At 71.1% G+C, this 23242-nt stretch carries 17 protein-coding genes; 8 read left to right on the top strand and 9 right to left on the bottom strand.

The genetic code is table 11. From position 1 onward, the window contains the following. Positions 1-94 precede the first annotated feature (94 nt). Positions 95-1240, bottom strand: coding sequence for a hypothetical protein (locus EAS64_RS09735; RefSeq protein WP_145852617.1), 1146 nt, complete (start codon positions 1238-1240; stop codon positions 95-97). Positions 1241-1327: 87 nt separating this feature from the next. Continuing rightward, the gene (trpS, locus tag EAS64_RS09740; protein WP_145852618.1) at positions 1328-2431 is read right to left on the bottom strand and encodes a tryptophan--tRNA ligase; all 1104 of its coding nucleotides are present in this window, start codon (positions 2429-2431) and stop codon (positions 1328-1330) included. A 182-nt stretch (positions 2432-2613) separates the two neighbouring features. Here trpS and EAS64_RS09745 point away from each other — a divergent pair, with 182 nt between their 5' ends. The 3 genes from EAS64_RS09745 to EAS64_RS09755 all read left to right on the top strand — a co-directional run bounded on the left by EAS64_RS09745 (position 2614) and on the right by EAS64_RS09755 (position 6289). After that, positions 2614-3975, top strand: a complete 1362-nt coding sequence (locus EAS64_RS09745; RefSeq protein WP_145852619.1) for a GGDEF domain-containing protein — start codon at positions 2614-2616, stop codon at positions 3973-3975. Between the two features lie 26 nt (positions 3976-4001). After that, positions 4002-5009, top strand: a complete 1008-nt coding sequence (locus EAS64_RS09750; RefSeq protein ID WP_145852620.1) for an aldo/keto reductase — start codon at positions 4002-4004, stop codon at positions 5007-5009. A gap of 107 nt (positions 5010-5116) precedes the next feature. Next, complete coding sequence (locus EAS64_RS09755) at positions 5117-6289, top strand: hypothetical protein (RefSeq protein ID WP_145852621.1); 1173 nt, start codon at positions 5117-5119, stop codon at positions 6287-6289. A 7-nt stretch (positions 6290-6296) separates the two neighbouring features. On the opposite strand, the gene EAS64_RS09760 is transcribed toward EAS64_RS09755, so the two are convergent. The 3 genes from EAS64_RS09760 to EAS64_RS09770 form a co-directional block, all read right to left on the bottom strand. Beyond that, positions 6297-6509 (bottom strand): hypothetical protein, encoded by a 213-nt coding sequence (locus tag EAS64_RS09760; protein WP_145852622.1) that lies wholly within the window; start codon positions 6507-6509, stop codon positions 6297-6299. Between the two features lie 217 nt (positions 6510-6726). After that, complete coding sequence (locus tag EAS64_RS09765) at positions 6727-8106, bottom strand: RNA polymerase sigma factor (RefSeq protein WP_145852623.1); 1380 nt, start codon at positions 8104-8106, stop codon at positions 6727-6729. 162 nt (positions 8107-8268) lie between these two features. Further along, entirely contained in the window at positions 8269-9543 is a 1275-nt protein-coding gene (locus EAS64_RS09770) for an AMP-binding protein (protein ID WP_246115611.1), read from the bottom strand. 353 nt (positions 9544-9896) lie between these two features. Here EAS64_RS09770 and EAS64_RS09775 point away from each other — a divergent pair, with 353 nt between their 5' ends. Further along, on the top strand, positions 9897-10889 hold the full coding sequence (locus EAS64_RS09775; RefSeq protein WP_145852624.1) for an o-succinylbenzoate synthase: 993 nt from the start codon (positions 9897-9899) through the stop codon (positions 10887-10889). A gap of 154 nt (positions 10890-11043) precedes the next feature. Continuing rightward, entirely contained in the window at positions 11044-12915 is a 1872-nt protein-coding gene (gene menD, locus EAS64_RS09780) for a 2-succinyl-5-enolpyruvyl-6-hydroxy-3-cyclohexene-1-carboxylic-acid synthase (RefSeq protein WP_145852625.1), read from the top strand. Positions 12916-12976: 61 nt separating this feature from the next. On the opposite strand, the gene EAS64_RS09785 is transcribed toward menD, so the two are convergent. The 3 genes from EAS64_RS09785 to EAS64_RS09795 all read right to left on the bottom strand — a co-directional run bounded on the left by EAS64_RS09785 (position 12977) and on the right by EAS64_RS09795 (position 17475). Next, positions 12977-14716, bottom strand: a complete 1740-nt coding sequence (locus EAS64_RS09785; RefSeq protein WP_145852626.1) for a GH25 family lysozyme — start codon at positions 14714-14716, stop codon at positions 12977-12979. A 206-nt stretch (positions 14717-14922) separates the two neighbouring features. Continuing rightward, complete coding sequence (locus EAS64_RS09790; RefSeq protein WP_145852627.1) at positions 14923-16377, bottom strand: MFS transporter; 1455 nt, start codon at positions 16375-16377, stop codon at positions 14923-14925. 117 nt (positions 16378-16494) lie between these two features. Further along, positions 16495-17475 carry an ABC transporter substrate-binding protein gene (locus EAS64_RS09795; RefSeq protein WP_281283258.1) on the bottom strand — a complete coding sequence of 327 codons (981 nt, stop codon included), beginning with the start codon at positions 17473-17475 and terminating at the stop codon, positions 16495-16497. A gap of 232 nt (positions 17476-17707) precedes the next feature. Between EAS64_RS09795 and EAS64_RS09800 the strand changes: the two genes are divergently transcribed. Then, positions 17708-17971: a TOBE domain-containing protein gene (locus tag EAS64_RS09800; RefSeq protein ID WP_222849161.1), complete on the top strand. Its 264-nt coding sequence runs from the start codon at positions 17708-17710 to the stop codon at positions 17969-17971. A gap of 43 nt (positions 17972-18014) precedes the next feature. Here EAS64_RS09800 and EAS64_RS44615 read toward each other — a convergent pair whose 3' ends face one another. Next, complete coding sequence (locus EAS64_RS44615; protein ID WP_222849162.1) at positions 18015-19859, bottom strand: glycosyl hydrolase family 28-related protein; 1845 nt, start codon at positions 19857-19859, stop codon at positions 18015-18017. 200 nt (positions 19860-20059) lie between these two features. On the opposite strand from EAS64_RS44615, the gene argG reads away from it, so the two are divergent. Next, positions 20060-21505: an argininosuccinate synthase gene (argG, locus tag EAS64_RS09810; RefSeq protein ID WP_145852629.1), complete on the top strand. Its 1446-nt coding sequence runs from the start codon at positions 20060-20062 to the stop codon at positions 21503-21505. Between the two features lie 139 nt (positions 21506-21644). Then, on the top strand, positions 21645-23168 hold the full coding sequence (locus tag EAS64_RS09815) for an MFS transporter (protein WP_145852630.1): 1524 nt from the start codon (positions 21645-21647) through the stop codon (positions 23166-23168). The last annotated feature ends 74 nt before the right edge of the window (positions 23169-23242 follow it).

Here is a 23242-nt window from a genome sequence, read left to right on the forward strand (position 1 = left end):
CCCGATGTCATGTACTACGCACCGCCCGCCGCCGCGGTTCACGAATCTCCGTTCACGTTAACACCCGCGACGCGCCGTTATCGCGGGAACGCGATCACCGCCACGCACTGCCGTTCCAGCGCAGGATGAAGGTCTTCGTGGCGTTTCCGTTGACGGTGAAGCCGACCGCCCAGGCGTTGCCAGGCGAACTGGCGGCCACACCGCCGAGCTGGACGCTCCCGCCCAGGGTCGGGCTCGCCGTCCGCACCCAGGACGTCCCCGTCCACCGCTCGAGCAGCGGAACGACAGCGGAACCCCGGTAGGCCTCGCCGCCCGCCCACGCGGTCCCGCCGGGCACGGCCGCGACCGCGACGAACCCGGCACTCTTCGGGCTCGGGATCTTCACCCAGCTGCTGCCGTTGAAGTACATGCTGATCGCCGCGTTGGTCAGGGTGTCGGCGTCGCTGCCGACCGCCCACGCCGTGCCGCCGCGGCCCTCCGCCATGCCGTTGATGGTCCAGAAGCGCCCGCGGATCGGGAAGCGTGGCACCAGCGACCACGTGGCGCCGTTCCAGCGCATGAGCATGTCGGAGATCTGCGTGCTCTCCGTGGCGTCACCGCCCGCCCAGGCGCTGGTCGCCGACCGCGCGGCGATGCCGTTGACGCCGCCGCCGCCCGGGATGGCGGGCACCCGCGTCGTCGCCCAGGCTCGGCCGGTCCAGCGCCAGATCAGTCCGTTGCCCGCCGCGGTCGAGCCGGCGGCGAACGCGTATGCCGCCGTCGCGGTCACGGCGCTGAAGGCGCCGTCCACCGGCTTCGGCGTGGTCACCGTGGCCCACTTCCTGCCGTTCCAGTGCAGCAGCAGTGTGCGCGCGGGCACCTTGCCGTAGCCGCCGCTGAAACCGGCCGCCCACGCGTTCGACCGGGAGACGGCGGCCACCGCGAGCAGGCCGCCGGTGCCCGGGGTGAAGCCGGGCGACTTCGCCCAGCTCCTGCCGTTCCAGTGCAGGATCAGGGTCTTCTGGCGGAAGATCGAGCCGCTGTAGCCGACAGCCCACGCGTTACTCGCGGACGTGGCGGCCACGCCGCTCAGCCCGCCCGCGACGGTGTAGCCGGCCGGGGTGGTCACGGCCGCCGTGAGCCTGGCCTGGGACTTGCTGGCCTGCGCGGCATGAGCCGTGCCGCCCCCCGCCGCCACGGCGGCGGTCAGCCAGATCACTCCGGCGACGGTCACGATCCTGGTCGTCCAGCGAATGCGCACGACCGGATATTAACCGCGAAACGGGCGGCGAGCCACGGGCCACGCGCGCGATCGGACAGCTGCCGGCCGGGAACGCCAGCAGCGCCGTCAGTACCGCGTGCCCATCGCGTCCCCGACCTCCTCAAGGGTGTCCACCGCGATCGCGCGGGCGCGGGCGCAGCCGTCGCGCAGCACCTCGCGGGCGTAGCCGGGATCCGCGGCCAGTTCCGTGCGCCGGGCGCGAATGGCAGCGAACCGTTCGTTGACCGCCTCCGTCACGACTCGTTTGAGCGCCGCCGCCCCGCCGCCGCCGATCTCGTGGGCGACCGTCACCGGGTCGCGGTCCAGGCACAGCGCGGCAAGCAGCACCAGCGAGGACACCGCGGGCCTTGCCTCCGGGTCGTAGCTGATGTGCCTGATCGGATCCGTCCGCGCGCCCCTGATCAGCCGGGCGGTCTCGTCCGCGGTGGCGCGCAGGGCGATCGCGTTGCCCCGCGACTTGGACATCTTCCCGCCGTCGGTGCCGAGCAGCAGCGGCGCGTTGGACAGCAGCGCGTCCGGCTCGGGGAAGACGGCAACGCCGCCCGGGCCCGGGTAGCGCTCGTTGAACCGGCGCGCGATCAGCCTGGTGACCTCCAGGTGCGGCAGCTGGTCCTGGCCGACTGGCACCAGGTTCCCCTTGCAGAACAGGATGTCGGCCGCCTGGTGCGCCGGGTAGGTGAACATCAGGCCGCTCACCGACGCCTGCCGCGAATGGGCGATCTCGTCCTTCACGGTCGGATTGCGGCCAAGCTCGGGCACCGTGACCAGGCTGAGGAAAGGCAGCAGCAGCTGGTTCAGCTCGGGGACCGCGCTGTGCGCGAAGATCACCGAGCGGGCCGGGTCGATCCCGATCGCCAGCTGGTCAAGGACGAGGCCGTCGACCCGCTCGCCGAGCCGCTCCGTGACGTCCCGGTCGGTGAGCGCCTGGTAGTCGGCGACGAGGATGAACGTCGCCGCACCGGCGTCCTGCAGCCGCACCCGGTTGCGCAGGCTGCCGAAATAGTGCCCCAGGTGCAGGTCGCCGGTGGGCCGGTCTCCGGTGAGGATCCGGAACGAGTGCGGGTCCTCGCCGATCCGCCGCTCGATGCCAGCCGAGCGCCGCAGCGCGGCGGCGAGGCTTCCCGAGATGGTCGGGGAGATCTCCGGCATCTCGGTGAGGGTGCTTGTCATGGGCTTCTCCTTGCCAGGTTCGTGAGGCGAGGGGCAGCCCGGAAAACGAAAAGGCCGTCCCCTTCCGGCGGACGGCCGTTGATCTAGCGCATGCTCAGTTCGGCAGCCGTCCCTGTCGGGGACGCCACCAGCCCTGGAGCACATACGCGCGCATGCTTTCATGGTAGCGCGCAGGCCCATGGGTGGCCGCCATCGACCAGAATGTGTCTTACAGTGATCATTTGTGCGTGTACAGTTATCACTTCGCATCATGCAGCGTTCGACAGTTCGAGATGAAGGGGTATGACCCGGATGCGCGGCCCAGGGCGGGCGCCAAGCGTGTCCGGCGTCGAGCGGAAGGTCACGGGAAGATGAACCAAGACGTGAGTTCGGAGCGACAGATACCGCGATCTGCTCTGCTGACCGTCAACCGTGCCCTGTCAGCCATCCACTCCGCGGTCGGGTTGCGCCCCACGCTCGAGGCGATCGCGGCCGGCGTGACCGTGTCGACGCCGTACCAGGACGTCGCCGTCACCGTCGCCGAGGAGCCGAACGCGGCTGAGCTGCGTGTCATCGCCGTCATCGGTCCGCCAGACGCTGTGGGGCTGCTGCTCAACACGACGTCTCAACGCACGGCGCTGGTGAAGCACCTAGCCGGTGGGGAGGCCTGGGGATCGCTGCGATTCCTGCCACATGTTGAGACCATCGACGGCATCATCACCTATAGGCCCGAATACCAGCCGCTCGCCGGCCCGGACGCCTGGCAGCCTGAGTATGAGCTGGCAGCGCCGTTGTACGCGCCGGACGGCGAGCTGATCGGTATGTTGTCGATGGACCGCCCGAGGGACGGGCGCATCCCGCCGGCCTGGGTCAACGACGTGCTGGAGCTGTTCGCCGAGCAGGCCGCGATCGCGATACTCAACGCCCGCCGGCACGAGCAGGCACTGCGGGCAATGCAGACGCTGGAACGTGAGAAGGCCGAACTGCACTGGGCATTCGCGCAGCAGCGCGCCCGCGAGACGCACCTGCGTCACGAGGCCCGACGCGACCCGCTGACGGGCCTGGCGAACCGGGTCCAGCTCCAGGAGCGACTCCAGGAGCTGCTGGCCGCGCAGACACCGGTGACGGTGCTTTTCTGCGACCTCGACCACTTCAAGGAGATCAACGATACGTACGGGCACGCCATCGGTGACGAGGTGCTTAAGGTGACTGGCCGGCGTCTGGCTCAGCACTTTGCTGACGCCGAAGTGGTGGCCCGGATCGGCGGCGACGAATTCGTGGTGGTGCTCAGCGGGGCGGACCAGGCAGACACGGAACTGCTGCTCGAGCGCGTCGATGAGGCATTCGCCGGCGAGCCCGTGCATGCCGGAGGGCTCTCGCTTGAGGTGACTTCCTCCGTGGGCCTGGTTCGCGAGCCGGACCGGCCGGAGCGCCGGCTCGCGCCGGGGCGGCGGGTCGAGGAGCTGCTCAGCCGCGCGGACCGGGAAATGTACGCGCACAAGCGCTCGCGGGCCGCGATGGACCGGCTGCTGACGCGTATGGAGACACAGAAGCCGACCGGGTAGCGCCCGGGCTGTGAAAGGCTGGCGGCATGGAGTACACGCACCTGGGACGCTCGGGCCTTACCGTCAGCAGGCTCTGCCTCGGCACCATGAACTTCGGTTCGCTGACGCCGCCCGGCGACGCGCACGTGATCATGGACAGGGCGCATGACCTCGGGATCAACTTCTTCGACACGGCCAACACCTACGGCAGGCGCCAGTCGCCGCCCGGGCAGGTGGCGAACAACGATGAGTCGCACGCCGGATGGACCGAGGAGATCATCGGCGACTGGTTCGCGCTCGGCGGCGGCCGCCGAGAGAAGACGGTGCTCGCTTCCAAGCTCTACGGCGATATGGGCGACTGGCCGAACGAGGGCCGGCTCTCCGCCCTGAACATCCGCCGCGCCTGCGACGCGTCGCTGCGCCGGCTGCGGACCGACTACGTCGACCTGTACCAGATGCACCACGTCGACAGGGACACCCCGTGGGACGAGATCTGGCAGGCGATGGAGGTCCTCACCGCCCAGGGCAAGGTCCTGTACGTGGGCTCGTCGAACTTCGCCGGCTGGCACATCGCGCGCGCCTGCGAGACCGCCCGGGCTCGCGGCCTCGTCGGCCTGGTCAGCGAGCAGTCGCTGTACAACCTGGCCACCCGGTGGATCGAACTCGAGGTGCTGCCCGCGGCCCGCGAGTACGGCGTGGGCGTCATCCCGTGGTCGCCGCTCGAGGGCGGCCTGCTCGGCGGCGTGCTCGCCGCCGAGCGCGAGGGCCGGCGCCGTCTCGCCGGGCGCGCCAAGACAATCGTCGAGGAGCACAGGGACCGCATCGAGGCCTGGGAGGAGCTGTGCGCCAAGCTCGGCGAGGCGCCCGCGCACGTGGCGCTCGCCTGGCTGCTGACCCAGCGGGGCGTGACCGCGCCGATCATCGGCCCTCGCACCCTTGAGCAGCTGGACAGCGCACAGCGCGCGCTTGGCATCACCCTCGACGACGCCGTGCTGGCCAGGATCGACGAGATCTTCCCCGGTTATAAGACGGCTCCCGAGCACTACGCCTGGTAGCGGTTTCTAGCCGGTACCCGGCCATCGGGCGGCCGTGGGCCGTGCCGTTAGAATCGGCTGCCTATGCCGAAGACGCGTTGCCTCCCCCCGGCTGCCTGGAACGCGTTATGCGTCCGGGGACCACGTCAGGAAATGACCCGGCCACCAGGCCGGCGGATCTGTTCAACGACCCGAATCTGGCCGAGCGGTTCGCCGCGGCCCTGGCAGCTGGCGGCGCGTCTTCCTCGGCACGGCCGCGCCCGCGCGACTGGGCGGAGTACCTCGACGAGTGCGCGGTGCGGATCGGCCGGCCGCTGCTGCATTTCGCGCTCGGGCTGCCGCAGCCGTCACCGGTCGACAGCGCGAGCGAACTGGACACGGGCGGCGCCTCCAGGGACGGCAACGAGGAAGGCATCGATGTCCCCGAGCAGGTGCGCGCCCGGTACCGGCGGTGGGCAGCCAAGATGGCGGAACTCAGCCAGGCGCTGCCCATCGCTGAGCGGCTGCTCGCCATCCAGTCGGTGCTATGCGTGGTCGCTCAGGGAGCGTGGGACGACGACGACCAGGGCTGGTATCTCCTGCTGGCCGGGGCGCTGCGCGGACTGTCCGACAGTGACCTGCCCGTCGAGGCGGAGGCAGCCGCGGGGAGCCTGGCGGCGGTCGCGCTGAGCATCCTGCGCGCGAGCACGCCCCGCTACTGGCAGACCCGCGAGACGCATGACTACCTCGAGACCTCGAGGGCCGTCTCCTACCTCCTGCTGGCCGCGGACGAGGACCGGATCGCGGAGTATGCCGGCTGGCTCGGGACCGCGTTCGGCTCCGCCGCGCTGCCCGCCGTCGTGCTCGATGTGGCCACCGAGGTCATGGACCCGGAGCCGCTCGCGGACGCGATCAGCGGGCTGGCGGAAATTGGCCGCGAGGCGCACGCGCACGGCCCGCGGCTCCTGCACCTGACAGGCAAATTCGGCAACCCGGTGCTCGCGGCGCTCGAAGGCGTGGGCGCGGTCCAGGACATGGACTTCACCGGTGTCTGGGCCACCTCGACCACCGGACCGTGGGCGCTGATCATCTGGCGCAGCCCCGACATGGTGATCGTTGACGGGCGTTCGGCTGTGCCGCTGTGGCAGCACAGGCGGCTGACGCCACTGCAACGGCCAAAGGCGCTGGCGGGGGGCAAGAACCTGTCCAGCGCGCCGCTGGTGTCACACGGTCCGCAGAACCGCCCCTTCCCCGAGGCGAGCGCGCTGCTGCACCTGCTGGGGCTGTCCTCGCCGAACCCGCCGGCGGACTGCTCTCCCTAGCAACGGGTTACTCGTCCTCGTCGGACTCCATGACAACGCTGACCGAATCGTTGGACAGCAGGAACGAGATGTCCTCGAGCGACTTGGCGATCGAGAACAGCAGATAGGGAACCGCTGCCTGGGCGTCGCCGCTGAGCATGCCCGCCGCGAGGCGCAGCTGCGGGCTGTAGTCGCCGCCGAGGTCTTCCTGGATCTCGTCAAGCAGGCCGTCGTCGTCCATGGCTGCCCCTCCCCGCGTGTGGCGGTGCTTGGTCCTGGCCCGCCCCGTTTCGGGTCGGCTTGGGAATACTAGTCCAGCAAGGCCGTGAGTGCGCGCCGACCTCGCCCCAACCGCACACAGGCATGGAAAAGCCGCGTGGCCCTGACCCGGCAGAAGCCTGGGTCAGGGCCACGCGGCTGTGGCACGCTCCGTCATTAAGGACGGGGTGCGGCCGTGACTAGGATGCGAAGTCGAGCAGCGGCTGCGCCCGTGACGGGTGCCGCAGCTTCGACAGCGACTGCTTCTCCAGCTGGCGGATCCGCTCCCGGGTCAGCCCGAGCGCGCGGCCGATCTCGTCGAGAGTGTGCGGGTTGCCGTCGTACAGTCCGAACCGCATCGCCATGATCGTCGCCTCGCGCGGGGTGAGCGCGTCGAGGGCCGACCGCAGCTGCTCGGCCATAAGCTGCCGGTCCACGAGCTCGGAGGCCTCGGGCGCGTCGACGTCCTCGATGAGGTCGCCGATCGACGTCTCGCCATCCTCGCCGATCGTGGAATCGAGGGAGATCGGCTGCCGCGAGGTCCGCAGCAGCTCCTCGATCTGATCCGGGGTCCGGTCCAGCTCGACGGCCAGCTCCTCAGGCGTGGGCTCACGGCCGAGGCGCTGGTGCATGTCACGCTCGACGCGCGACAGCTTGGACAGCATCTCGAGCACGTGCACGGGCAGCCGGATGGTCCGCGCGGAGTCTGCGAACCCGCGCTGAATGGCCTGCCTGATCCACCACATCGCGTAGGTGGAGAACTTGTAGCCCTTGGTGTAGTCGAACTTCTCGACGGCACGGATCAGGCCCAGGTTCCCCTCCTGCACGACGTCGAGTAGGGAAAGCCCGCGGTCGCTGTACTTCTTCGCGACCGACACCACCAGGCGCAGGTTGGCCTCGAGCATGTGCGACTTGGCGCGCCGGCCGTCCTCGGCCACCATCTCAAGGTCGTGCCGGAACTCCGGCGACAGGTCAAGATCGGTGTCCAGCTTGTGCTCGGCGAACAGCCCTGCCTCGATTCGCTTGGCCAGGTCCACTTCCTGCTCGGCGGTGAGCAGGCTAGTCCGGCCGATCGACTTGAGGTAGGTGTGCACCGAGTCGCCCATGGCGGGCGTCTGGTCGTCCAGGTCCACCGTGTCGGCGAACGCGGCGACGTCTGCCTCGATCGAGGCCGCGTCGTCATCGCCGAAGTCGCCGTTCGCGTCACCGTCGGCGGCCGTGGTGCTCGCCGCGGCCGCGGCCGGTGCCGCCTCCGTGGTCTTCTTGGCACGCGTCTTGCGTGCGACGGTCTCGGTTGCGGCGGCCTTGCCGGCCGGCGCCTTCGCGACGGTCGCGGCCTTGGTCCTGCCGCGCGGAGCCGCCTTAAGCTCAGTCTCCTCGTCGGCAAGCCGCACTCCGGCCTCGCTCAGCTCCCGCAGAATGGACCGGGCCTCACCGGGCGTCAGCCCGGCCTGCTCGAACGCCGTCCGCAGGTCCGAAAGGGACAGGTGGCCCTGGCTGCGACCACGCTGGATCAGGTCGTCTACGCGAGACGAGCTCGCCTCCTCGTCAGCCGAGGCGGCAGTTGCGATCCGCGGCATGAGGCACCTCCCTCCTTCTGTGTACGTGCGCATTCCATGCGCCGTTCAACATCAACACGTCTTACGGTCCCCGTTGACAATGAGTAACCCAGCTCCGTATGACCGGCTTTCGCTGGGGGCACTTTAAATAACGCTCCGCGCCCGGGATTGTTCCCGTTGGCGTCACGTTCTTGCCACCTTGAGGCTTGCCAGGTCCGGTTTGCCGCTGGGAAGCACAGGGATAGCCTCCGTCAGCACGACCTCGCTTGGGCAAGCGTAACGCGGAAGGCGCGCGCTTACATGCATACGCAGCAATTCTAGACCAGGCGGGTCAGCCGGATCAGCCGGGACTACCACCGCGGTGACCCGTTCGCCCCACTCCCGGTCTGGCCGTCCGACCACCACGACCTCACGCACCCCGGGACACGTCGAAAGCACCGCCGACACTTCGCCGGGGACCACCTTGTGACCACCCGTGATGATGACGTCGTCGGCGCGCCCGCGGATCACCACCCGCCCGCCGCCGTCGACGTACCCGAGGTCGGACGTGACGAACTCACGGCCGCCGTCGGGACCGTGCTCGAAGGCGGCCGCCGTGAGGTCGGGCCGCTCGTGGTAGCGGCTCATGAGCACCGGGCCGGAGATGCGCAGCCGCCCGTCGCCGCCCTCCCGCACCGCGACGCCGTCCAGCGGGACACCGTCGTAGACGCACCCGCCGCAGGTCTCGCTCATCCCGTACGTGGTGACGACCGCGATGCCTGCCGCACGGGCCTCCTCGAGTGCGGCGGCGCCCGCCGCGGCGCCGCCCACCAGGACGGAGGAGAATCCGGCGAGCGCCTCGCGGCCGCCCGGCTCGCCGAGCAGCCGCACCAGCTGCGTCGGGACGATCGACAGGTGTGCGCACCCGGACGCGGCCAGCGCGCCGGCCGACGCGTCCGCGGCGACCGCCGGCCTGGTACCGCCGACCAGCGAACGGACGAGCACCTGCAGTCCTGCCACGTGCGACACGGGCAGGCAGACCAGCCACTGCTCGCCGGGGCGCGCGCCCACCCGGGCCAGCGACGCCCGGGCGGAATGCGTGAGCGCCGCCGCGCTCAGCTCGACACCCTTGGGCTCCCCGGTGGATCCCGAGGTGCCGATGATGACCGCGGTGTCCGCCGCCACCCCCGATGATCCGGAACGCGTTCGTGCTTCGCCATCAGGCCCGATGACCGCGTCCGGCTGGAAGGCGTCGAGCAGCTGCGAGATTCTCGCCGCCGGCAGGGCGGCGTCGACGGGCAAGACGGCGGGCCCGCTGCCGTCGAGCGCGCGGGAGAGCGGGTCGATCAGCCGCTCCGCGTCCGCCACGCCGCGCAGCAGCACGGCGTGCAGCGGCCGCCGCTCGCCGTCGCCCGCTCGCCAGGTAAACCCGGCCCGTGCCGCGAGCCCGGGCAGGCTCGCGGGTTTGCTCATCGTCATCCCGTCCATCACCTCACATGACCGCGCGCGGCCCGCCGGCATTCCCGGTTCCGCCGCTGCGACGCTGACCCCGGTCCGCTACCCGCGGCGCCGCCCGTGATTCCCGTCGGCGCGAATTCGCGCAAAACTCCCCGGCAGTGCCCGCAACGGTACGCGCGCGGCGCGCGGCCGCTGCCGCCGCCCCCACTGCGTCGGCCCCGCTGGCCGCGCCGACGTTCGAGGAGGCGGGCGAGGGGCCGTCACGGTCACGGTCGATAAGGTGAGAGCCCGGACAACGGAAGGTTGCGAGTGGTGAAGACTCACACCGGCGCCGGCCCGCCTGTGCCGTGCTCCCTGGCCAGGTCTGGCCGCCCGTGACGACCGACCTGGCGGAGCTGCTTGGCACGCTGCGGGCGTTCGCCATCCCGATGCGGACCAAGTTCCGCGGCATCACCGTGCGCGAGGGCGCGCTCATTCACGGCCCGGCGGGCTGGGGCGAGTTCTCGCCGTTCGCCGAGTACGGTCCCGCGGAATCAGCGCGCTGGCTGGCCAGCGCGATCGAGTCGGCGACCGTGCCCTGGCCGGCGCCGCTGCGCGATTCGGTGCCCGTCAACGTCACGGTGCCCGCCGTCGGCCCGGACCGGGCCTACGAGATCGTCGCCGCGTCCGGCTGCCGCACCGCCAAGGTCAAGGTGGCGGAGCCGGGCCAGGCCGAGGTCGAGGACGTCGAGCGGGTGGAGGCGGTGCGCGACGCGCTCGACGCAACCGGAGCCGACGGCAGGATCCGCGTGGACGCCAACGGCGCGTGGAGCGTGGAGCAGGCGGCCCGCGTGCTGCGCGAACTGGACCGCTACGGACTTGAGTACGCGGAGCAGCCCTGCGCCACCCTCGGCGAGCTCGCGTCGCTTCGTCGGCTTATCGACATTCCGATCGCGGCGGATGAGTCGATACGCAAGGCAGAGGACCCGCTGCGGGTGCGCGCGGCGGGCGCCGCCGACATCGTCATGGTCAAGGTGCAGCCGCTCGGCGGCGTCCGCGCGGCGCTGCGGGTGGCGGAGGCGTGCGGCCTGCCGGTTGTCGTGTCAAGCGCGGTCGACACCTCGGTGGGCCTGGCCGCGGGCGTGGCGCTCGCGGCGGCGCTGCCCGGACTGCGCCACGCATGCGGCCTGGCCACCATGTCCCTGCTGACCGGCGACGTCACCGCGCACCCGCTGCACGAGACCGGCGGCGAACTGCCCGTCCGCCGCCCCGCCGTCGATGAGGACGCCCTCGCCCGCTTCGAGACCGACCCTGAGTCGTGGCGGCGGCGCGCCCTGGCCGCCGCCCAGTACCTGACCGACGTGCAGGGAACGGAACCCGTCCCGTGATAACAGCAAGAAGCGGCGCCAAGCCGCTCATGGTGGACGTTTGGGTACATCGACGTGTACCCAAACGTCCACCATCCGCCCGCCGGGTCGGCGACACGGCGCTCCACAGCCTGATAACAGCAACAGGCGCCCGCGCCCGAGGCGGGAGGTACCGGTGAACCCGTCGACCGCCTTCGGCACCGTGCTGGCCGATGAGCTCGCGCGGTGCGGGCTGCGCGAGGTGGTCATCGCGCCCGGCTCGCGGTCCACGCCGCTCGCCATCGCCTTCTGGGACCTTGAGCGGGCCGGGCGGGTCCGGCTGCACGTGCGGATCGACGAACGGTCCGCGGCCTTTACCGCCCTCGGCCTGGCCAAGGCCTCCCGCCGTCCGGTCGCGGTGGTGTGCACCTCCGGTACGGCCGCGGCCAACTTCCACCCCGCGGTCATCGAGGCCGACGAGTCCGCCGTTCCGCTGCTGCTGCTCACCGCCGACCGGCCGCCCGAGCTGCGCGGCACCGGCGCGAGCCAGACGGTGGACCAGGTCAAGCTGTACGGATCGGCGGTCCGCTGGTACGCGGAGTCTGGCGTCCCGGAGCGGCGTGCCGGCCTGGCCGGCTACTGGCGCTCGCTTGCCTGCCGCGCCTGGGCGCACGCCGCGGGCGCCCTCGGCACCCTGCAGGGACCGGTCCACCTCAACCTCCCCTTCCGCGACCCCCTCGTCCCCGACGCGCCCCCTGCGCACACCCCGGCCCGCGCCACTCCCCTATCTGATAACAGCAACAAGCGCGCGAGCGCCAATCGGGGCGCCGACGGCTCGAGCGGCGGCCAGGTCGACTGGCCGGAGCCGCTTGACGGGCGGCCGGACGGGCAGCCGTGGACGCGGATCAGCGACGACGCGCCCGCCGCCGTGCCGCTTGAGCTGCCGTGGACCGAGCGCGGCGTCGTGGTGTGCGGCGACGGGGACTACGACGCGGACGCGCTGATCGAGCTCGCGGAGCGGGCCGGCTGGCCAGTGCTCGCCGAGCCGTCCTCCGGTGCGCGGCGCGGGCCGAACGCGCTGACCGGCTACCAGTACCTGCTCGCGTCGCCTGAGTTCATGGCGGCGCTCCGCCCCGCGGTCATCGTCGCCGCGGGGCGTCCCGGGCTGACCAGGCCGCAGTCCGCGCTGCTCGCGCTCGCCCGCCAGCCGGGAGACGGCCAGCCAGGAGCGGCGGACGCGGTCCGGCACATCGTCGTCGCGCAGGGGCCGGGGATGTGGGCCGACCCGCAGCGGGCCGCCACCGACGTCGCCGCCGCCATCCGGCTGACGGGCGTGCCTGGTGCGGTTTCCGGCCGCTGGCTCGCGGCGTGGCGGGACGCGGACGCGGCGGCCACGCAGGCGGCGGGCGCGGTGCTCGACGACTGGCGCGGTGACCCCGGCGAGGGTGCGCTGTCGGAGCCTGAGGTCGCACGCGAGCTGGCCGCCGCGCTCCCGGAGGGTGCGCTGCTGTGGTGCGGGAACTCGCTATCCGTTCGGGATGTCGATCTGCTCATGCCACCGCGAGCCGACGTCCGGGTGATCGCGAGCAGGGGCGCGAGCGGTATCGACGGCACGTTCTCCACGGCCGCGGGCGCCGCCATGGCGCATGCCGCCGACCGCCCCGGTGCGGTCGCGTTCGGGCTGATCGGTGACCTGTCGCTGCTGCACGACGCGCCCGGCCTGGCGATCGGGCCCGGGGAACCGCGGCCCGACCTGTGCGTGGTCGTGGTCAACAACGACGGCGGCGGGATTTTCGCCGGGCTCGAGCCCGCGGCCTTCACCGGGCCGTTCGAGCGCGTCTTCGGCACGCCGCACCGGGCCTCGCTCGACCAGCTGGCCGCCGCGTTCGGGATCCCCTACACGCTCGTCGAGGGTCCTGGCGACCTGTTGAAGGCCGTCGCCGCCACGGCGGGCGGCACCGGACCGCGGATCGTCGAGGCACGGACCGCGCGGGCCGCCAACGCCGGCCTGCGGGCGGCGATGCGCGCCGCGGGCGTGCGCGCGGCCGCCGCCAGCGTGGCGTCCTAAGCCAAGCCCGTCCGTGCCGTGGCGGCGGATGCCAGCGGCACGGACGGGGCCATGTGGCCCGTTACCCGCCCGCGCAGACCTGCGCGGTCAGGTGATGGGCGCAGGTCGGTCTGACCTGCCAGGCGAACGTCGCCTTCTCGATCACGCCGGCGGAGTTCCGCGCCGAGATCGTCACGTGGTACACCCGGGCGGCCACCGGCGCCGCGGACGCGGAGACCGTGCCCGCGATCGTGCCGCTGGCGCTAACCGCCAGGCCTGGCGGCAGGCCGGCCGCCGACCAGGTCACCGCCTCGCCCGCCAGCACGCCGAGCGACCGGACGGAGACCGACACCCGGGCCCGGGTCTTGGCCGCCTGGCTGCCCGGGTTGATCAGGCCGACCAGGCCCGGGTTGAAGATGTCGAGGTCGGTGGCGCCCGGTGTGGCCACCCCTGGGACCGTGCCGCTGCTCGTGTACTGCCAGATTGTCCAGGCGGGCCAGCCGGCGGGCATCGGCGGGCTGGTGAACCCGTAGGCGGCTACCCACATCGGATCGGCGCCGAACGCGGTGGACCCGCCGGTGCAGGTGTTCCACCAGTTCGCCGTCGTGTAGATGACGGGATACAGCCCGGTGATCGACTTCACCGTGGTCACGAACGCGCCGACCCACGCGGTCATCTGGGCCGGCGTGAGGCCGTAGCAGATGTTCGTGTGGTCGCTCGAGGTGTACGGGTCGTACTCGATGTCGAGCATGAGCGGCAGCATCTTGGCGCCCGGCTGGTAGCCGGAGTATTCGAGGGTGTACTGCGCCTGCGCCGCGCCGCCGCTGGCGTTGGGTATCGCGAAGTGGTATGGCGTGATCGAGAGCCCGGCCGCCTTGGCCGCGTTCATGTCGGTGACCGCCCACGGGTTGACGTAGTAGTCGCCCTCGGTCGCCTTGATGGCGACGAACTTGTACCCGGCCGTGGCGACCGAGGACCAGCCCACGGGCTGGCCCTTCGGGTAGGCCTTGGTCACCGGGTGCTGGTAGCCGGCCACGTCGAGGCCGGGCAGCGTGCGGCTCGTGTTCGCCGTGGGGGTCACCGACGGCGTGGGCGTGACGGTCGGCGCCGGGGTCGCGGTGGTTGGCGTGGCCCACGGCGACGCGGCCGGGATCGTGGCGCCGGCCGCCGCGGGGGCCATGCCCGCGCGCGACGCGCCGAGCGCGCTTGACGACCCGGACGGCCTGCCCGTGCCCGTGGGCGCGCCGCCAGTGCCGGTGGGGGAGCCCGTGCCTGCCGGAGTGTCGGTGGGAGTTGGGGAAGCCGTCCCGTCGCCGCTGCTCGTTTTCGCGGGTGTGGCACTGCTCGTGGGCGTGGCGTGTGTCCCGCCGCCGAGTTCGGCGAGCAGGCGCGGCGAGTGCGGCAGGGCGGTGAGAGACCGCCGCGCCGCCGCCATGGCCTGCAGCGCGGGCCGCGCGCCTGGCACGGCGCCGTCGGCGGGCAGCAGGCCCGCCGCGAGCGGGCCCGGTGCCCCCTGGCCGGCCGCACGGGTCAGCGTCCGGCTCTCCGGGGCCGTCCCCGGCGCGTAGCTCCCGCCGGTGGCGGCGGTGGACGGCTGCCCGCTGCCCGGCTGCCCGGCCGGTCCCGACGTGCCGGATTGCCCCGCTCCGCCCCCGCCGGGCACCGTTGCCGTCACCGCTGAGCCCGCCGGCGACGGGAGCGAGGCGGGCGCGATGACGGAGGGCCCGGGCGAGGCCATCGTGATCACCGCGACGGCCCCGCCGCCCACGACCACAAGCGCCAGCGCGGACGCCGCGATCGCCCGCTTTGACTTCAAGTGCATCGCGCCAGGCTAGAGGGGAGCGGACCGCTTGGTCGCGGTTTTCCGTCGCCTTAGCCCGGGAGAACTAGCCAGTAGTCCCGAAGGGCCAGCAAATACTGGGATTTGCGAGACGAAGGAAAACCTAAGACACGCCCGGGTCACCGGAGAATCGTCCCGTAATGAGCTCGGCAGGCGGGCCCCCGAGGTCAGTTCGGGGTCAGCCGGGGTCAGCCCGGGAGGCCGGAGGGGGCCGGCGGCGCGGGCGGCGCCGGCCGGGCGGCGGCGCGGGCGGGCTGCGGGCGGCGCGCGGCGTCCCCGGCCAGCGGGTCAAGGCGCAGCGCCTGGGCCGTGCAGCCGACCGCGATCAGCGCGAGGAAGCAGAACGCCAGCGTGTAGGCGCCCTGCCCGCCGCCGCTGATCGCGGAGCCGGCGCGCAGCGCTACGGTGGCGGCGGCGACTGCGAGGCCGGCGCCGAGTTGCATGGTCGTGGCGGCGAGCGTGTTGGCGTCGCGCATCAGCTCCGGCATCATGTCCGCCAGCCCGACCGTGCTGTACACGGTGAACCCGGTCGACCTGGTGACGCCGCTGGCCAGCGCGAGCGCGGCGATCAGCGCCACCGGCGTGGACGCGGTGGTGAAGGCGAGCGCGGCGACGATCAGGGCGGTGCCAGCGGTGGAGACCACGAGCACCGCGCGGAACCCGAACCGGCGGATCAGCGGCGTGGTGGCCGGCTTGATCCCGACGTTCCCCGCGAACACGAACGCGGTGACCGCGCCAGACTTCACCGGCGACCAGCCGAACTGCACCTGGAACATGAGCGGAAGCAGGAACGGCATCGCGCCGACCACCAGGAAGTACATCGTCATGCCCAGCTGCGACAGCCGGAAGGTGTGCACGTTCAGCGTGCGCAGGTTGAGCAGCGGGTGCGGGGTCCGCCGCAGGTGCGTCACCGCCAGCCCGAGCAGCGCCGCGCTCGCGGCGGCGAACAGGACGGTCTGCAGGGCAGGCGGGGCGGGCAGCGCCACCAGGTGCGCGGCGTAGGTGAGCCCGCCCAGGCCGGCGCAGGTGAACAGCATGCCCGCCCAGTCGAGCGGCGGCGGCGGCCCGGCCGCCGCCGCGCCGTGCTGGCCGGTGACCAGCCGCCAGGCAAGGGGGAACGCGACAAGTCCGAGCGGCACGTTGATCAGGAACATCCAGTGCCAGCTCGCGTAGGTGGTGATCAGGCCGCCGGCCAGCGGCGCTATCACGGGGGCGAGCAGCCCCGGCCACACCACGTAGGAGGTGAGCCGGAGTATGTCCTCCTTGGCGGCGGGTGACAGCACCATGGTCCGGCCGACCGGCACCATCATCGCCCCGCCCGCGCCCTGCAGCACCCGCATCGCGATGAGCATGCCGAGATTGACGCTCGCCGCGCAGCCCACCGACGCGAGCGTGAACACCGCGATCGCGGTCAGGAACACCGCCCGGTTCCCGTACCGCCTGGTCAGCCAGCCGGACAGCGGGATGAGCACGGCCAGGGTCAGCAGGTAGACGGTGACGACCAGGCCTACCTCGGTGGCGGGCGCATGCAGCGACCGCCCGATCTGCGGCGACGCCGTGGTCACGATCGTCCCGTCGAGCATTTCCATGAAGTAGCAGCCTGCGACGAGCAGAGCGATGTTGCGGTGCCGCGCGGTGATCACCTCAGGCCAAACAACGCGGCCAAGCCGGATATGTCCGGCTTGGCCGCGTTGTTTCCGAAGTGTTCGCTGTGTTCGCCGGCCCGCCCGCCGTGACGGCGCGCGGGCCGGCCTGCCGGGTCAGGGTCCGATCATCGGGGTGACGTTGAACCGGGAGTGCAGCAGCCCGAACTGGTACATCACGTCGGCGACCCGCTGGATGCGGACCTGGTCGATGGAGGTGGGGTAGATGTTCACCGCCATCACCGCGGCGACAATCGGCGGGATCTGGCCGTTCATCGGCCCCTTCAGCGCCTCCATGGCCCGCTCGACGGCGCCGCGGCTGGTGTCGGCGATCTCCTGGCCCTGGGACAGCGCGGCGAGGAACGCGCGCAGCGTGCCCGGGTTCTGCTGCACCCAGCTCTTGGTCGCCACGTATCCCTGGATCGGGAAGTTCTGGGTGGCGCCCTGGTTGAGGTCGGCGAGCGGCACCGCGCCGTACTGCTGCTCGGCGGCCGACGCGAACGGCTCGGGCATGGCCGCCGCGTCGATCTTGCCCGCGGCGAGCGCGGCCGCCATCGTCGGGAACGGAATTGGCGCGGTCGGGAAGCGCACCTGGTTCAGCCTGATGCCATTCTCTGTGAGCACAGAGGCGGCCAGGAGGTAGTTAATGTTGAGGGGGGCGTTGATGCCGAGCAGGTGGCCTTTTAGCTCCTTGAGCGTCTTGATCTTCGAGCCGGGCATGGTGTAGATGGCCTGGGTGCCCTGCTGCATCACCGACCCCTCCGCGACAATCTCCAGCGGCTGATGATCAGTCACGTAATGCTGGATGAAGGAAACGTAATTTCCGCCGGTAATGTCGTACTTTCCGGTGAGCTGCTGGCTGATCACCTCCTCGCTGCTGACGGCGGGGGTGTAGTGAATCGTGAGGCCCTGCCTGGCGAACAGGCCCTCATACAGCGCGACGAAAAACCCGGCGGAATCGACCGCCGGCACGACGGCCACGTTGAGCGTTGTTTTTTGTAGCCCGTTCGGGCTAGTGCTTCCGGCATTGGCGGATAGTCCGCCGCAGCCCGAAAGGGCCAGCAAGGCTATTGCCAGCGGTGGCGCGAGAATGCGCATGCGTGAGCGGAACAAGGAAATCCTCCTGATGTGCGGCCTACAGGCGGTATGCCGAAGCGTAAAACAGGAGGAAATAAGGCCTTTGCCTTTTTAGGTAAATAGTGTCATTACCCGTGTAAAGTGGCCGGCTTAAATGCGAGGTGCTCCTGTGATCAGGATGACAAAGCCTTGCCAATGTGACGCCAGAAACTGACGGGAGATCTGCCGCGGCCGCGTTTCGCGGTTTGGCCCCATGAGCGGCCTCAAGGGGGTACATCTCGACGGGACGAACAACGAGGAGCACCTTATGAAGCTCAGCGCACGCAACCAGATTCCGGCCCGCATCACCGCCATCAACTCCGGTGAGGCCATCGCCAACGTCGAACTCGACGCGGGCGGCGTCCGGCTGGTGGCCTCCATCACCGTCGAGGCGGTCCGCCAGCTCGGCCTGACCGAGGGCGCGCAGGTCATCGCCGTGGTCAAGGCGTCGGACGTGATGGTGGCCACCGCCGACTGACGGCGGCACTGCGTCGGGCCGGGAGGCGTTGTGACTGGCAGCGTCAGCGTGACGGAACATTGCCAATGCGCTCAACGATGGTCGCCGCGCAGGTGATCGCCGGGCCGCCGGCGGCGGCCCTCCAGGCGGCGGTTAGCAACAGCGCGTTGGCCTGCGTGGTGTTCACCGGCAGTGCGGCGCCGTTGCGCATGGTGGGCGTGGACGGGCCGGTGCCGTTGCCGCCCCACGTGAACGTCTCGGCGGCCGCCACCGTCCCGGCCGGCCCTGCGGTAGTCACGTATAGCAGGCACTCGTAGGCCCAGGCGAACGACGCGCCGGCAGCAGGCAGCGCCTGCGGCGTGAAGCTGCCGATGCTGCGGCCGCCGAGGGTCACGCCAACGGTCAGGGGCTGCGCGATGCCCGCGGCCTGCGTGCCGGTCCCGAAGCAACGCATCTTGTACACGGTGCCCGCCGTCATGTCGTTGGCCGGGATGCTGGCCGGGGCCGACAGGCTGGCCGGGGCCGACGCTGTCACCGTCGAGCCCGCGCCGGTCGTGCTCTCCGGCATGCCAAGGCCGACACACCCGCGCCTGACCACCGCGTTGGCGTTGTCCACCAGGGCCGACGTGCCGTAGCCGGTGCCCGCGCCCCTGCTGTTCGAGATCGTCACTGCCCTGGCGCCCGCGGCCGTGTAGACCGCGCTGCGCGGCTGGTTGGCCGTGCCGAGACCGGCGAGAGCGTTCACGTTGAAGTGGCAGGCGTCGATGGTCACTTCGGCGGCGGAAGCGCCGATGTTGATCTCGTCGTAGGCGTTGGCGGCGGCCTTGTAGTTGGAGTTACCGCCGAACTCGCAGCCCTTGACGATGAAGCCGGTACCCCCCTGGACCGAGATGGCGTGCCCCTGCATCCCGTTGAACTGGCAGCCCTCGACCAGGGCTGAGCCTTGGAATTTCGGTCCGAAGACCAGGCCGGGCACGCTTGCGGCGACGAACGACCTGGCGTTGGAGAAGAAGCACTCGGTCAGGTAGACCTGAGCTCCGGCATCGAACTCCATGCAGGCGATGCTGTGGTTGTTCGGCTGGACGTTGTAGCCGAAGAACAGGTGCGGCAGGGCGCCCGTGGCATCCTGTCTCCAGAGGATGCCGCGGTCGCCCCGGTGGAAGACCACGTTCTCCATGTTGGCCGTGAGGGTCTGGCCCGAGTAGAGCACGCAGGCCGCCGTGGGAACGCCGGTACCCGCCGGTGTCCAGACCGACGTGTTCGAGACGTTGTTGACCTGGCAGTACCCGGTGAAGGCGATCCCGTTGACGGCCGCGAAGATGTTACAGTTGTCGATGTCGACCTGATTGCATGCGTGGCAGACGATGGCCTGGTTGACCCGCTGTGACGCCGAGCCTTTGTAGAAGCAGACGTCGCTGATCTTCCCGTAGTTGACGCCGCTCAGGTTGAGAGCGATGTTCGTGTTCGCGAAGGCGCCGCTGTAGGTGTCGTTGTGGAACGACAGGCTCTCGATGATGACGGTGCCGTCCTGGCCCTTTTCGTCACCGAACGTGCCGTTCTGGGTGATGCTCAGGTAACTGACGCTGGACGAGGCGCTCGCCATCCTGATCCGCGACGCCTGCGGGCCGTCGCCAAGAATGCGCAGCGGCGCGGTGCCGGCGTAGGTCACGCTCGACGTGAGCTTGTATGAGCCGGTGGGAACGTACAGCACGCCACCGCTTGCGGAGCCGATCGCGCTGAGCGCTGACTGGAAGGCCGCGGTGCTGTCTGCCACCCCTTTCGGGTCGGCGCCGCCCGACCAGGCGGTGTCGAGGACGTTGTACACCGCCAGGGTGCCGGCCGGCCCGGACGCGCCGGCGCCCGGTCCTGCGGAGTGCGGGTCTTCCGAGGTGGCGTTCGTGACTGTCATCGCCCGGCCTTCGTGTCGGAGGGGTACGCGATGTCGGAGGGTGTTCGAGTTAACAATTCCAGATCAACCGGTTGCAGACGGTGCAATTTGTCAAGAAATTCGGCAGCAGGTGATGCACCGTGCGGGTCCGTTCCGTGGAGTCGCGCGAACAGTCGAGAGTCTTTGCATGGTCATGCAGTGGTGTGCATATAATTGCAGTCATGACCAAGGTGCTCGCCTCCCTGCCTGTCGGTGAACGTGTCGGCATCGCCTTCTCCGGCGGCCTCGACACCTCTGTTGCTGTCGCGTGGATGCGCGAGAAGGGGGCGGTGCCCTACACCTACACCGCCGACCTGGGCCAGTACGACGAGCCCGACGTCGCGTCCGTGCCCGGCCGGGCCGGCGCCTACGGCGCGGAGGGCGCCCGCCTCGTGGACTGCAAGGCGGCGCTGGTCGAGGAGGGCCTGGCCGCGCTGACCTGCGGGGCGTTCCACATCCGGTCCGGCGGCCGCGCGTACTTCAACACCACGCCGCTCGGCCGCGCGGTGACCGGCACGCTGCTCGTGCGGGCCATGCTCGAGGACGACGTGCAGATCTGGGGCGACGGCTCCACCTACAAGGGCAACGACATCGAGCGGTTCTACCGCTACGGCCTGCTCGCCAACCCGTCGCTGCGGATCTACAAGCCGTGGCTGGACGCGGCGTTCGTCGGTGAGCTGGGCGGCCGCGCGGAGATGTCGCAGTGGCTCGCCGACCGGGCGCTGCCCTACCGGGCGAGCAAGGAGAAGGCCTACTCCACCGACGCGAACATCTGGGGTGCCACCCACGAGGCCAAGTCGCTCGAGCACCTGGACGCGAACCTCGAGATCGTCGAGCCGATCATGGGCGTGCGGTTCTGGGACCAGTCCGTGGACATCCCCGCCGAGGACGTGAGCATCACCTTCGAGCAGGGCCGCCCGGTCGCCATCAACGGCAAGGAGTTCGCCGACGCCGTCGCCCTGGTCCTCGAGGCGAACGCGATCGGCGGCAGGCACGGCCTCGGCATGTCCGACCAGATCGAGAACCGGATCATCGAGGCGAAGTCACGCGGCATCTACGAGGCGCCAGGCATGGCCCTGCTGCACGCCGCCTACGAGCGCCTGGTCTGCGCGATCCACAACGAGGACACCATCGCCGCCTACCACAACGAGGGCCGCAAGCTCGGCCGGCTGCTGTACGAGGGGCGCTGGCTTGACCCGCAGGCGCTGATGATCCGCGAGTCGCTGCAGCGCTGGGTCGGCACCGCGGTGACCGGGACGGTGACGCTGCGGCTGCGCCGCGGCGAGGACTACTCACTGATCGACACGGCGGGCCCGGCCTTCAGCTACCACCCGGACAAGCTGTCCATGGAGCGGGTGGAGGACGCCGCGTTCGGCCCCTCCGACCGCATCGGACAGCTCACCATGCGCAACCTGGACATCGCCGACTCCCGTGCCAAGCTGGAGCAGTACGCCAGCCTCGGCATGTTCGGCGGCGGGCACGCGGCGCTGATCGGGGCCCCGATGCCGTCCCCAGGCGAGCTGATCGGCGCGATGCCGCAGGGCGGCGCCGAGGCGATCGCATCGGCCGGCCAGGTGCACGAGGACGAGCTGCTCGACCGCGCCGCGATGGAATCAGGCACCGACTAAGTCAGGGGACGTACCCGTTCGGATAACAGCAAGAAGCGCGCAGCGCGTGTCGCCTGTCGGCGTTCAGCGGGCGGGCGGCGGCGAACGGGGGCGTCCCCTTCTGCTGACCCGCAAATTAGTTGAGATGTAAACTTTCCGGGTGACGGAGCCGGCTGGGGAGACAGACGCGGTGGTGACGCGGCCGGCGTCAGCGCAGGCCACGGGGGAGCGGGCGGCACAGCGGACCGGGCTCGGACTGTTTCTCGTCTCGGCGGCGCAGTTCGTCTTGCAACTCGACTTCTCGATCGTGAACGTGGCGCTCGCCACGATCCAGCGGGAGTTCGGCGTGTCCGCGGCGGACCTGCAGTGGATCATCACCGGGTACGCGCTGCCGTTCGGCGCGCTGCTGCTGCTCGGCGGCCGGATCGGGGACCTGACCGGGCACCGGCGGCTGCTCGTGGCCGGGCTCGGCATCTTCGGTGCAACGTCGCTTGCGGCGGGTCTCGCGCCCAGTTCTGGCGTGCTCATCGGTGCGCGGTTTGCCCAGGGGGCCAGCGCCGCCCTCGTCGCGCCCATGGCGCTCGCCGCGGTCACTGACCTGTTTCCCGACGGGCCGGGGCGGGCCCGCGCGCTCGGCATCTACCAGGGCGCGACGGCCGCCGGGGCGAGCACCGGCATCGTGCTCGGCGGGATCCTGACCGAGCTGGCCGGCTGGCGGGCAATCTTCCTGGTGAATCCGCCGGTGATCGCGATCCTGGTGGCGGCGATGCTCCGGCTGCTGCCGCGGGACGCGATGCACCGGGCGCACGGCACCGGGCTGTCCGACGGCACCGGGCTGTCTCAGGGCGCGGCCGCGCGGCGGCTTGACGTGGCAGGCGCGGCACTGGTCACAGTGAGCGTGGCGGCACTGATCTTCGGGCTGAGCCAGGGGCAGCAGAACGGGTTCGGCGCGCCCGCCGCCCTGGCCGCGCTGGCGGCGGCGGTGCTGCTCGGTGCGGCGTTCGTCGCTGTCGAGCGACATGCCCGCGCGCCCATGGTGCCTGTCCGGATGCTCGCCGATCCCGCGCGCCGGGTCGCGCTCGCCACCATGTTCGTTGTCGCCTCGGTCATCGTCGGCTACGTGTACTTCGTCACCCTCTACATGCAGCGGGTTCTCGGGTTCTCGCCGCTGCGGGCGGGGCTCGGGCTGCTCCCCGCGACGCTCACCGTCCTTGTGACGGCGACCTGGCTGACCAGGAGGCTCGCGGCCAGGTTCGGTGCCCGGCCCGTGCTCGCCGCCGGCCTGGTGTCGATCGCGCTTGGCCAGGCCTGCCTGACCCAGCTGTCGGCGTCAGGGTCCTACCAGGTGAACGTGCTGCCGGGGATCGTGCTCACCGCGTTCGGCATGGGCTTGCTCTTCCCCACGGCGTCGGTGCTCGCGACGGCCGGGGTCGCTCCGGGGGACCGGGGCCTGGCCGGCGGCCTGCTCGCCGCCTCGCAGCAGGTCGGCATGGCAGTCGGGCTCGCGGTGCTCGCCACCATCGCGGCGGCGCGGGCCCGCGCCGTCCCCGGGCCAGCGTCGGCGGCCCTGGTCGCCGGCTACCGGCTCTCCTACCTGCTCGCGGTCGCGATCGTCGCCTGCGCCTTCGCCGCGGTGCTGCTCTTCCTGCGCCCCTCGCCCCCCGTGAACCCCACGCGTCCCTAGCACCCGTGCACCCCGCGCGCTCCGCGCGTCCGCCCCCCGTGCGCTTCGCGCCACCCATCCGCGCCCCTTACACC

The sequence above is a fragment of the Trebonia kvetii genome (assembly GCF_007827045.1).
Lineage (GTDB): Bacteria > Actinomycetota > Actinomycetes > Streptosporangiales > Streptosporangiaceae > Trebonia > Trebonia kvetii.